A 12,169-nucleotide genomic window follows, 5' to 3' on the forward strand; every position below is an offset into this window, starting at 1 on the left:
CGTGCGGTCAAGCCTTCCACGAGCCACGTTCCTACTCGTGTCCACCTCATGGCCTATCACCCTCGTGCTTGCCGTTTTTCTGGTTCAGGAATTCGTTTTTCTCGCCCACGACAGGCGGCGGCGCCGGGTCAACGTGCGGCGGCGTATCGCCAGGCGACGGAGGCTGCCATCGGCTCAGCACGCCGGTGCGGTACGGCCGGAAGCGGTCGTGGTCATGCGCCCATATTCCCTCTCTGCCGCACCATCATTCTCGATTCCTTGCCGACTTCTGTCATTCGGTCCACCGAGCCGGGAGACGGCACCACAATTGATGCCGATGGCTGCGCCACCGGCACGGAGGCCCGCGTTCGGTAGAGCGCGAGGTCGCCTCGTCGCCGTCGAGCGCGGGAAGGGATCATGAGCAGCGACAGAGTAAACCAGCTTCAGGCCCTAACTCGTAGCGACGTTGCAGGCCTCACCGCGGACGTGACCGGCGTCGTGCTGCTGCCAGAGGACAACGGGTATGCCGCGGAATGCGCCACGTACAACACCGCAGTTCCGCGTCTTCCCGCAGTTGTTGTCGGGGCCGCCTGCGCCGCTGACGTCCAGCGTGCTGTTCGTTTCGCTGGCGCTCACGGCCGCCCCGTGACCGTGCTGAACACCGGCCACACCAGTCTTCCTTTGGGCCGAGATGCCGTATTGATCACCACACGCCGGATGACGGGGGTGACGATCGATACGACGCTCGCGCGCGCCCGGGTGGGTGCCGGAGTTCGCTGGCAGCAGGTCATCGAGGCGGCCGCGCCGCACGGCCTCGCCCCGCTCAACGGCTCGTCGCCGACTGTCGGTGTGGTCGGCTACACCCTGGGAGGCGGGCTGAGTCCGACCCTGGGCCGAGCGTTTGGATGGGCTAGCGATCACGTGACCGCACTTGATGTCGTCACCGCGAACGGCGCCCTTCGCCACGCCACGGTCGCGACCGAGCCCGAGCTGTTCTGGGGTATCCGTGGCGCCAGGGAGAACCTCGGCATCGTCACCGCGATGGAGTTCGACCTTTTTCCGGTCAGTCGACTGTACGGGGGTTCGCTGGCGTTCAGCGGTAAGCATGCCGAGGCGGTGCTGAGCGCCTATGCCCGACTCACCGCGCTCGCTCCGGACGAACTCACGACGTCCATCGCGTTCCTACGCTCGCCCGACCTGCCGGCCTTCCCCGCGTCGCTACCTGGCACCTGCACGATCCACGTCCGGGTGTCGTGGCTGGGTACCGCCGCGGAAGGGGACGCGTTGCTGCGGCCGTTAAGGGAGGCCGCGCCCACGCTCGCGGACACCGTCGCCGATATGCCTTACAGCGCATTCGCCAGCATCCACGCTGACCCTGTCGATGCCCTGCCGTTCGCCGAGCGCACCGTCACGCTTGCGGCGCTGGAGCCGCGTCTGATCCAGCGGCTTGTCGAGGACCTAGGAGGAGAGTCCGACGGCGCACCGGCCATAGTCGGGCTTCGTCACCTCGGCGGCGCGATGGCGGGCCCATCGATCAACGCAGGGGCGGCAGGGCTGCGCGACGGTGAGTTCGCGCTGTGGGTGATCGCTCTCGGCGACGAGAGCACCACCGCGTCAGCACGGCCGTGGACCGATGCCTTCTTCGGTCGACTCGGACCATGGCTGGTGCCCGGCAGACTCCTGAACTTCATGGGTCGCGATGACGTCGGCGAGGAGGCGGTCCGAGCGGCCTATCCGCCAGCAACGTATCGGCGAATGCAGGAGGCCAAGGCCGCGTACGACCCGGGGAACCTCTTCCGGCTGGGGCACACCATCCCGCCCCATCCATAGTGAGGTCTTCGCAAGGGACCCGCTCGGACGGTGCGTCGTCGTGCGGCCGAGGCCGCACGACGACGCACCCATCTCCGCGCGGGTCCTTAGCTGCCGACGTAGTCCGCCAGGTGCTGGCCGGTAAGTGTGGAGCGGGCGGCTACGAGGTCCGCCGGCGTGCCCTCAAAAACCACTCGGCCACCATCGCGCCCAGCCCCGGGGCCGAGATCGATGATCCAGTCGGCATGCGCCATGACCGCTTGGTGGTGCTCACTCACGATGACCGAAGTGCCGGAGTCGACCAGCCGATCGAGCAGGGCCAGCAAATGTTCCACGTCAGCGAGGTGCAGCCCGGTGGTCGGTTCGTCAAGCACGTACACGCTGCTGGCATCGCCCATATGCGCAGCAAGCTTGAGCCGCTGCCGTTCACCTCCGGAAAGCGTGGTGAGCGGCTGGCCGAGGCTGAGGTAGCCAAGACCGACCTCGACGAGCCGTCGCAGGACGGTGTGCGCGGCCGGCGTCCGCGCCTCCCCGGCGCCAAAGAACTCAGCGGCGTCCGACACCGACATTCCGAACACGTCACTGATGGTGCGGCCACCAACGCGGTAGCGTAGAACGGACGCCTGGAACCGCTTCCCCTCGCACTCATCGCATGGCACGGCGATGCCTGCCATGATCGCGAGATCGGTGTAGACGACCCCGGCTCCCTTGCACTGAGGGCACGCGCCCTCAGAGTTAGGGCTGAACAGTGCCGGCTTGACACCGTTGGCCTTGGCGAACGTCTTGCGGATCGGCTCTAGCATCCCCGTGTAGGTCGCGGGGTTGCTGCGTCGCGATCCCTTGATGGGTCCCTGGTCCACCGTCACGACGCCGTCGTGAATAGCCACCGAACCGCGGATCAACGAGCTCTTGCCGGAGCCCGCCACTCCGGTGAGCACGGTGAGCACGCCGAGCGGGATGTCGACGTCGATGTCGCGCAGGTTGTTGGTGTTGGCACCACGAACCTCAAGCCTGCCCTTCGGGGTGCGGACCGACGGCTTGAGACGGACCCGGTCGTCCAGATGCCGTCCGGTAATGGTGCCGCTGACGCGTAGTCCATCGACCGATCCCTCATAGACCACCTGACCACCCTCGCCACCCGCCTTGGGTCCGAGGTCAACGACATGGTCGGCGATTCGGATCGTCTCCGGCTTGTGCTCCACCACCAACACGGTGTTGCCCTTGTCGCGCAGCCGCACGAGCAGGCCGTTCATCCGCTGGATGTCGTGCGGGTGCAACCCGACGGTGGGCTCGTCGAAAACGTACGTGACGTCGGTGAGCGCGGAGCCCAGGTGCCGGATCATCTTGGTGCGCTGGGCCTCGCCGCCCGACAGCGTCCCGGAGGGCCGGTCGAGCGAAAGATATCCCAGCCCGATGTCCACGAAGGCGTCCAGCGTCTGAGCGAGCACCGACACCAGTGTGGCGACCGACGGCTCCTCGAGCCCACGGACCCACGCGGCCAGCTCGCTGATCTGCATAGCGCAGGCGTCGGCGATGTTGGTGCCGTCGATTTTCGCCGATCGGGTTAGTGCGGTGAGTCGCGTGCCGTCGCACTCGGGGCAAGTCGCGAAGGTCACCGCCCGGTCCACGAACGCTCGAATGTGCGGCTGCAGGCTCTCCTTGTCCTTGGCGAGGAAGGAGTTACGGACCCGGGCAACCAGGCCTTCATATGTAGTGGTGACGCCCTTGACCTTGACCTTGAGCGGTTCCCGATGTAGAAGGTCGTGCATCTCTTGGGCGGTGTAGTCGCGAATCGCCTTGTGAGGGTCGAAGATGCCTGACTCGATGAAAGACTGGACTACCCAGCCGCCGGGTTTCCAGCCGGGGACCGTGATCGCGCCGTCAGCCAGCGACTGAGCGCTGTCGTAGAGCAGGTTGGCGTCGATATCGGTGACGACGCCCGTGCCTTCACAGTGCAAGCACATGCCGCCAACAACGCTGAAACCCTTTTCGATGGTCTTCCCGCCGACTGTCAACGTGCCAGACGCGTCGGCCGTGGCCACGTTGAACGCGAAGGCCTTCTGCGATCCGATGTACGGCTTGGCGAGCCGGCTGAACAGGATGCGCAGCAACGCACCCGCGTCGGTAGCGGTGCCGACCGTGGAGCGGGGGTGGCCGCTCATGGGCTGCTGGTCGACAATGATCGCGGTGGTTAGCCCGTCCAGCATGTCAACCTCGGGCCTGGCCATGGTCGGCATGAAACCTTGGACGAAGGCGCTGTAGGTCTCGTTGATCAACCTTTGCGACTCTGCGGCGATCGTATCGAAGACCAGTGAGCTCTTGCCCGAGCCGGACACTCCCGTGAATACCGTCAAACGGCGCTTCGGAATCTCGATGGTGACGTCTTTGAGGTTGTTCTCTCGCGCGCCGTGTACGCGGATCCGATCGTGCTTGTCGGCGATGCGCGGCTCAGTGTCGGTGCTCGCCCCGACAGTCATCAGGCCTCCCTATTTGGGATCGGAAAGTATGCGCGGGACGCGAATGCTGCGTCGCCGATGGCAGCCGGCCAACCTGCCTGCGGCCTGCCGGTGGCTGCGGTATCCGTTGGAACAGCAACGGGACCCTCGGCGACATCAACGTGGGCCACCCGCGCTGCCCTCGTTCAACAAGTTAAGCGTACACCTGTAATTCCGGTTGAAGCTATGTGGCATTTCTTCGCGCCTTTGTCGCCTTAAGTTTCAAACCAAGGTACAGCATGCCCGGAGCATGGACATCTGCTCAAGGGCCCTAAATCGAGTCGCGCTGCCGCGGGCACGTCGCACCATCTCCTCAGTGGAGACCACAGGAGAGTGCCTGCTCTTGCCGGATTCTGTTCCGGGTACCGGCGTCAACCGCGGCCCCGCCTATGGTGAGCAGGCTGCAGTGCTGGCGTCTCCCTGCAGGGACGGCGACCGGCGCTCCCGGCTCGACAGCGGCGACGACGAGAGGGGGGGTCGGTTGAGCACGGCGACCATCGTCGGCGGGGGTCCAAACGGGCTAGCGGCAGCAGTGAGTTTGGCGCGCGCTGGCGTGCAGGTGACTGTCTTAGAAGCCGCCGACACTATCGGCGGCGGCACCCGCTCCAGTGAGGCGATAGTCCCCGGCCTGCTGCACGACCACTGCTCGGCAGTCCACCCGATGGCGGTAGGCTCGCCCTTCCTCGGCGAACTGGGGCTGGAGCGGTACGGCCTGCGGTGGCGGCTCCCTGAGATCGACTGCGCCCACCCTCTCGACGACGGGACCGAGGGCGTCCTATACCGGTCAATCAACGACACCGCGGTGGCCCTCGGTGTCGACGGGCCGCGCTGGGCTCGACTTCTCGGTGGCGCAGTCCGGAACTATGACCTGCTGACCGAGGATATTCTCGGCCCGATCCTGAGCGTCCCCCGCCATCCGCTGGCCCTGGCCCGCTTCGGGATCCTGGCACTCGCTCCGGCCTCGCTGGTGGCCGCTACCTTCGCTACCGAACAGGCGAAGGCTCTCCTCGGCGGGGTCGCCGCACACGCCTTTCAACCGCTTGAATCACCCCTGAGCTCGAGCATCGGCCTGGGCATCCTCGCGGCCGGACACCGGCATGGCTGGGCGGTCGCCGAAGGCGGTTCACGGCGCATCACCGACGCGCTGGCCGCCTTCGCAGCAAACCTTGGCGCGGTGATCGAGACTGGAGTGGCCGTGCGCTCGGCGGCAGACCTCCCTGCGGCCGACGTCACCCTCTACGACCTGTCGCCGACGTCTGTCGCCCGTATTCTCGGCGACCGTTTGCCCCGGCATGTAGCTCGTGCCTACCGCCGCTTTCGTTACGGGCCCGGTGCTTTCAAAGTCGACTTCGCGGTCCAAGGCGGAGTGCCCTGGACTGCCCCCGCCGCACGACGAGCGGGCACCGTTCACCTAGGCGGCACATTCGCTGAAGTTGCCCACACGGAGCGGCAGATAGGGCGAGGCCTGATGCCAGACCGCCCCTTCGTTCTGGTCGGCCAGCAGTACCTCGCGGACCCGGGCCGTTCGGTAGGCGATGTGCATCCGCTATGGACCTATGCACACGTGCCCCATGGCTATACCGGCGACGCTACGGAGGCAATCGTCGCCCAGATAGAGCGCTTCGCCCCTGATTTCCGCAGTCGCGTCGTTGGCATGTCAACCCGCACGACGATCGACCTGGCCACGTACAACCCCAACTACGTCGGCGGCAACATTCTCACCGGTGCCAAAGATGTCCGCCAGCTCCTCTTCGGTCCCCGCATCGGCCTGCGCCCATACGACACCGGCCTGCCCGGCCACTTCCTCTGCTCCGCGGCGACACCACCGGGCCCCGGTGCGCACGGCATGTGCGGCGCCCACGCGGCGGACCGCGCATTGCGGCACCTGCGGCGATGACATCCGCGGGCACACGGCCCAATCTCAGGCGTTGGCCCGGCGCGCGGGCGCAGCCGCGTCCGCGGTGTCGCCGAGCGACTCGACGTACCGAGACAAGTGAGCGGACGCGTGGAGCATGGCGTGGCCCCGGACCGTCAGCCCTCGCCGCCAGTCGTGCAGGGCGGCGTAGATTGCGCTGGCACCTCCCGCCACGCCGATCTGCTCGATGACGGTCTTGATCTGATCGAGCCCGTAGCCGCCCCGTCTTAGCAGCTCGGCCAGCTCCGCGTCGCGCAGGTCGGCGGCGCCGTAGCGGCGCTGCCCGGAGACGGGATCACGGTCCGGCTTGAGGATGCCCGCCCGCTCCCAGTTGCGCAAAGTAGCCGCGGTCACGCCGAGGCGCTCAGCGAGCGCCCCGATCCTGAGCGTCGTGGCGCCTGCGGACCGATGGGGAGCGGTACCCGCAGCAGTCGCGAGGTTCTCGAGCGCCTCGCCAACAGTGTCGAGCGTTTCGCGGTCGCGCAGCAGCTGGGCATGACTGCGGTCAATGACCGCCAGCGCGGCGTCAATCCGGCCCGTATTCACGGCTCGCATGATCTGACCGCCGAACCCGTACCCGTGCGCCGCCACAAGAGCGAGATAGGCGCGCAGGGCCGCCGCGTGCGACTCAGTGTAGGTGCGGTAACCCGTCGCTGTGCGGCGAGCCGGAGGGATGCACCCATCCTCCTCATAGTTGCGCACGGCCTGAGTGGAGATGCCGTGCTCGCGGGCGAGGTCGACCGGACGCAGGTTTCGCATAGCTTGAGAGTTTATCAGATTCTCAGGCGCGGAATTGTCACCAAGTCTCAACCGAGATTACAGGTATATGATGAGGTATGTGAACCGGCACAAGGTTCGCCGACACGTGCGGTGGACAACTCTGGCTCAGGGAGGAACACCGAACATGCCTGCAGCGATCGACGTGGCTGGGCTTTGCAAGAGCTTCGGCCCGGTGACCGCACTCGATCACCTCGACCTCACCGTTCCCCAAGGGACAGTGCATGGCCTGCTTGGCCCCAACGGCGCCGGCAAGACGACTACCGTTCGGGTGCTGAGCACCCTGGTCAGTCCAGACAACGGTAAGGCGGAGGTCTTCGGTGTCGACGTGCGCAGCGACCCTCGACGAGTACGGTCCGCCATCGGACTGACTGGCCAATATGCCGCGATCGACGAGCTACTGACCGGCCGGGAAAACCTGCACATGATCGGCCGACTCTTCCGGCTGTCTCGGGCCGATAGCAGGGCTCGCGCCGGCGAGCTGCTGGAGCGCCTGGACCTGGGCGAGGCGGCTGACCGGCAGGCGAGGACGTACTCGGGCGGGATGCGCCGTCGGCTCGACATCGCCACCAGCCTTATGGCACGCCCTAGGCTCATCTTCCTCGACGAGCCGACCACGGGCCTCGACCCACGCAGCCGCCTAGAGGTATGGCGGATCGTGCGGGAGCTGGTCGCCGAGGGGACGACGGTGCTGCTCACCACGCAGTACCTGGAGGAGGCAGACCAGCTCGCCGACGCACTGTCAGTGATTGATCAGGGCAAGGTTATCGCCTGCGGAACCCCAGACGAATTAAAGTCACAGGTCGGCGAGGACTGGGCCGTGGTCACCCTGATCTACGCCACCGACCTCGACGCGACCACCGAACTGCTGCGTCGCACGTTGGGCGCGGACCCGGCCGTCGACCCGGTGGCGCTCCGGGTGCAGGCGCCCCTGCCCCACGGCGGATCGCTCGCCGAGCTACTACACCTGCTCAAGTCCTCCGGCATCGGTATCGGCGACGTCTCCGTTCGCCGTCCGACCCTCGATGACGTGTTCCTCGCGGTCACAGGTCGCTCCGCCGACCACGGGGCGAACAAGCAGGAGACCAGAAAGGACAAAAGGCGCCCATGACGTCCACGACCTTGACTCCACAGCGCGGCCCGGTGCAGGCCCAGCCGCCGACCGGAGTTTCCTGGTGGTTCTCCGACGTATGGGAGATGACGCTACGAAATATTCGGCACCTGCTACGCAGCCCTGAGCTGGTGATGTTCTCACTCGTACAGCCGGTGCTGTTCATCCTGCTCTTCACATACGTCTTCGGCGGCGCGATCGACATCGGCGGTGGGGAGTACGCCCAGTTCCTGCTCCCAGGCATCTTCGTCCAGATGGCGCTCTACGGGTCGGCTGCCGGCACCACCATCGGCATCGCCGCGGAAATGCGCACCGGATTGATGGACCGTTTCCGCTCTATGCCGATGAGCCGCACTGCGGTGCTTGTCGGCCGGACGCTCTCGGAGGTGTTCCGTAACGTCTGCGCCATGGCAGTGATGGTGCTCATCGGCATGCTCGTCGGTTTCCGATTCCTCAACGGGTTCCTGCCGGCGCTGGTCGGTATGCTGCTGTTGCTGCTCTTCGGCTACGCGGTGTCATGGCTCGGCGCCTTCATCGGACTGTCAGTGCGCAGCGCGGAGGCCGCCCAGGCGGCCGGCGGCGTGTGGATCTTCCCCTTCACTCTGATTTCCTCAGCGTTCGTGCCGACCGAGACGATGCCCGGATGGCTCCAGGTCTACGCCGAGCACAGCCCCATGACCGCAGCCGTGAACGCATTGCGCGCGCTGTTCAGCGGTGGGCCGGCGGGAAGCTGGGTACTCCAGACCGTCGCCTGGTCAATCGGCTTGATTATCGTCTTCGGTGGGCTCTCGGTGCGCAGGTACGGATCCCTCACCAATCGCTGAGCGGCAGCCCACGGCGCGGAGACGGCGATGACAGAGGTGAGCAAGATATCGTGGAGGAAACAGGCGCCAGCGCGAGTATGGGAGCATGACGGCACCCGCTTCGCCACCGCATGGGATGGACGCGTTGACCGAGATCTTCGACGCCGTCTACCGCGGTGAGAGCCCGTTCGGTCAGCGTCCCCCGTGGGACATCGGCGGGCCGCAGTCCGCCTTCGTCGCGGCTGAAGAGGCCGGGCTTATCCGCGGTGCGGTCCTCGACCCTGGGTGCGGTACCGGCGAAGATGCGCTTTACCTGGCCAGCAAGGGCTACGCCGTGACAGGGCTGGACTTGGCGCCGACTGCGGTTGCCATCGCGCGGCGCAAGGCCGCCGCGCGTGGACTGCAGGCGACCTTCGAGGTCGCCAATGTTCTTGATCTTGTTGGCTACGACCAACGCTTCGACACGGTGATCGACTGTGGCCTGGCGCATACCTTCGACCTCGGCACCCTTCGGAGGTACGCCGCCACACTCCATCGGGTTTGCCGGGCCGGGGCGCTCGTTCATGTGCTCGAGATCAGCGACCGCGGTGCCGAACAGATGCAGGCGCGGCTCGCCGAGGTAATCGAGCAGATCCCCGCTAAGCGCCCCACCGACGCCCCGCAGCGCACCTCTGCCGACCTGTGCAGCGGCTTCGCCGAAGGGTGGACTGTCGAGGCCGTCACCGAGACGGTGATGCAGGCGATCCTGCCGGGTGCGTCGGAGCCCTTCGACATACCCGCTTGGTCCGGGCGGTTTCGCCGCGCCTGATGTCGCGAGTAGACGGCATACACCGCCACGGAAGGTATCGTCCCATGCCCTCGCCGCACGACGCCCAGACAGTGGTCATCGGGGCCGGCCCTGCCGGCCTCACGGCAGCACTCGTCCTTGCCAGGTACCGCCATCCGGTGGTGGTCGTGGACGGCCGCCAGGAACCGCGCAATAACGCGTCGGAGGGTGTCCATGGCCATGTCGGCCTGGATGGTGCCTCCCCCGACTACATCCGGTCGCGGGCGTGGGCGGAACTCTCCCGATATGCGACCGTACAGCGGCGCCGGGCCGACGCCGACAACATAGAGGCCGTTCACGGCGGCCGGTTCCGCATCGGCCTTGACATCGGCGAGACCATCGAGAGCTCAAGTGTCCTGCTCGCCACCGGCGTCGTAGACGTCCATCCGAATCACGTCAGCGGTTTCTCCGCCTGCTGGGGGCGCAGTGTGATTCACTGCCCGTTCTGTCTAGGAGAGGAGAACGCTGGCGGACGCTGGGCCGTCGTCACAGACGACGCGCGACTGGCCGCGCTGTCGGCCGTAGCGTTCCGCGCCTGGAGCGACGACACCGTCGCCATCTGCGCCGAGTCAATGCCGGATATCAACGACGCTCGCACTAAGGCGCGCGGCATGGGAGGCGACATCGTCACGGGCGCCATACGTCGCCTGCACCACCAGGGCGGGGCCCTGCAGGCGGTCGAGTTCGACGACGGTCGCGTTCTGGAGCGCGACACGCTGGTGTGGACGCTGCCGCAGCGGCAGCAGCCCGTTGTCACGCGGGCGATCGAGGATCTGAAGCTGACAGCCGACGACGCCGGATTTGTCACCGTCGACGCAACCCAATGCACGAGCGTTGCTGGCCTGTTTGCAGCCGGCGACGTGGCCGCTCGGTGGAGGCAGTCGTTCACCGCGGCTGCCGCGGCGGGTGCGACGGCCGCCGAGGCCATCCACGCCGCGGCGATCCTCAGCGCCGTACAGCACTGAACCGAGCCCCAAGCGTGGCTCGAAGGCCGCCCGCACCAGCCGCCGCAGGCCCATGGCGCCCATCGCTAGGAGGCACCTTCAAAGGATTTTGGTGTCGGATGACGTAGCGCGTGGGCCGTCGCTCCGAGTTGTCTAACCTCGAGCGGGAAGCCCTGTCGAGGTATCTGCCCTCGGTGGTTACCAGTGGTCGACCGCGAGCCGATCACCGGCGGGTGCTCAGCGGGATCGAGCGGAAGGCACGGGCCGCAGCGGCGTGGCGGGGCGTGCCCGCCCCCTGCAGGTCCTGACAGTCGATCCACGCCCGTTTCCCCAGGCCGGCCCGGACGACACGTTCGAGCGGACTCTCTCCGGAGTCCAGGTCGACACGGATGCCGAAGACATCGACTGGCTGGTGCCGGTGGACTCCCCGATCGTGCGAGCCCACCAGCACCCCGCCGGCGCTAAAGGGGGCACCGAGAAGCGGACGAATCACCAGATCACGCCCTCGGTCGATCTCGAGGTGGACCGACCACCAAGATTCACCTCGCCTGCGACAGCCTGGGCCAGACGCCGGCATTTGTGATCTCCGGCGACGACGTCAACCACCGCACCCCCTCACACACGTTACGGCCGCTATCCGCGTCAAGCGTTCGAAGTTCCGTCCGGCCACGGGTCCAACCCGAGCACGTCATCGCCGACATGGGCTACAGCTCCAAAGCCAACCGAGCCGACCTGCGCCGACACGGCATCGGACACACCATCGCCGAATGAGCCGACCAGCAGGCCAACCGGCGCCGGCGAGGCAGCCACGGCGGCCGGCCGCCGATGTTCGATAAGCAGCTCTACAAGCGGCGCACCGTCGTCGAGCGGTGCTTCAACCGGCTCTACCAGTACGGCAGCGTCGCCACCCGATACGACAAGACCGCCACACCTCGTACCAAGCCCCTGTCACGCTCGCCGTGCTACTCCAAAGGTGGTGAATCTTTGACGACACGTCATACGGCCTCACGGGCTGCTGCTCTCCAACAGGTACCCACGACCCCACACGGTCCGTACCGACAGCCCCATCGCCTGGATGCGGCGGCGAAGCCGCATAACGTGCAGGTCGAGAGAGTTCCGCGTCAGCTTCTGCACCTGCGCGCGGAGAGCGTCCACGAATTCTTCCCGATACACCACCTCTCCGAAACGCTCGATAAGCAGCTCCATGAGCGTGGCCTGGGCGTTGGAGAGCGTGACCGACTGACCACCGAAGCTCAGCGTCCCCGCCGCGTCGAGCGTCGGGATCCGTTGACTATTCAGCCGGTTCTGCAGAGCCCTGACCCTCGCCTCCACGTCATACTGCGAGATCGGCGCTCGAACCCAGTCTTCGAACGGATCGACGCAGACTGGTGGCTGCGCGCCTCCTTCCACCACAAGCAGCCGCGGCACACCGTCTCGGTTGTAGCGGCTCCTCAGCTCCCGTTGTGCTGGCCATCGCAGAAAGATGACACCATTGTTCGACACACCCACA

9 protein-coding genes and 1 pseudogene are annotated in these 12,169 nt (G+C 66.5%); 7 read left to right on the top strand and 3 right to left on the bottom strand.

All coding sequences use genetic code 11. The features are described 5' to 3' along the window. Positions 1-396 precede the first annotated feature (396 nt). The gene (locus tag MRQ36_RS02280; protein WP_242792289.1) at positions 397-1,809 is read left to right on the top strand and encodes an FAD-binding oxidoreductase; all 1,413 of its coding nucleotides are present in this window, start codon (positions 397-399) and stop codon (positions 1,807-1,809) included. A gap of 86 nt (positions 1,810-1,895) precedes the next feature. On the opposite strand, the gene MRQ36_RS02285 is transcribed toward MRQ36_RS02280, so the two are convergent. Beyond that, entirely contained in the window at positions 1,896-4,265 is a 2,370-nt protein-coding gene (locus tag MRQ36_RS02285) for an excinuclease ABC subunit UvrA (protein ID WP_242792291.1), read from the bottom strand. 499 nt (positions 4,266-4,764) lie between these two features. Between MRQ36_RS02285 and MRQ36_RS02290 the strand changes: the two genes are divergently transcribed. Beyond that, the gene (locus MRQ36_RS02290) at positions 4,765-6,180 is read left to right on the top strand and encodes an NAD(P)/FAD-dependent oxidoreductase (RefSeq protein ID WP_242792293.1); all 1,416 of its coding nucleotides are present in this window, start codon (positions 4,765-4,767) and stop codon (positions 6,178-6,180) included. Between the two features lie 24 nt (positions 6,181-6,204). Here MRQ36_RS02290 and MRQ36_RS02295 read toward each other — a convergent pair whose 3' ends face one another. Then, positions 6,205-6,957, bottom strand: a complete 753-nt coding sequence (locus MRQ36_RS02295) for a MerR family transcriptional regulator (RefSeq protein WP_242792295.1) — start codon at positions 6,955-6,957, stop codon at positions 6,205-6,207. 145 nt (positions 6,958-7,102) lie between these two features. On the opposite strand from MRQ36_RS02295, the gene MRQ36_RS02300 reads away from it, so the two are divergent. From MRQ36_RS02300 to MRQ36_RS34295, 5 genes and pseudogenes are all read left to right on the top strand, one after another. Further along, a complete protein-coding gene (locus tag MRQ36_RS02300) occupies positions 7,103-8,086 on the top strand; it encodes an ATP-binding cassette domain-containing protein (RefSeq protein WP_242792298.1) in 984 nt (327 codons plus the stop codon). Further along, positions 8,083-8,910: an ABC transporter permease gene (locus tag MRQ36_RS02305; protein WP_242792300.1), complete on the top strand. Its 828-nt coding sequence runs from the start codon at positions 8,083-8,085 to the stop codon at positions 8,908-8,910. The genes MRQ36_RS02300 and MRQ36_RS02305 overlap by 4 nt, the downstream gene beginning before the upstream one ends. A 124-nt stretch (positions 8,911-9,034) precedes the next feature. Next, positions 9,035-9,697 (top strand): class I SAM-dependent methyltransferase, encoded by a 663-nt coding sequence (locus MRQ36_RS02310; RefSeq protein ID WP_242792302.1) that lies wholly within the window; start codon positions 9,035-9,037, stop codon positions 9,695-9,697. 44 nt (positions 9,698-9,741) lie between these two features. Further along, on the top strand, positions 9,742-10,680 hold the full coding sequence (locus MRQ36_RS02315) for an NAD(P)/FAD-dependent oxidoreductase (protein WP_242792304.1): 939 nt from the start codon (positions 9,742-9,744) through the stop codon (positions 10,678-10,680). A 110-nt stretch (positions 10,681-10,790) separates the two neighbouring features. After that, positions 10,791-11,586: pseudogene (locus MRQ36_RS34295) on the top strand (IS5 family transposase); the annotation flags it as partial. 78 nt (positions 11,587-11,664) lie between these two features. Here MRQ36_RS34295 and MRQ36_RS33760 read toward each other — a convergent pair. After that, positions 11,665-12,168 carry a helix-turn-helix domain-containing protein gene (locus MRQ36_RS33760; protein ID WP_242792305.1) on the bottom strand — a complete coding sequence of 168 codons (504 nt, stop codon included), beginning with the start codon at positions 12,166-12,168 and terminating at the stop codon, positions 11,665-11,667. Position 12,169 lies beyond the last annotated feature (1 nt).

The organism is Micromonospora sp. R77 (assembly GCF_022747945.1).
Classification (GTDB): Bacteria; Actinomycetota; Actinomycetes; order Mycobacteriales; family Micromonosporaceae; genus Micromonospora.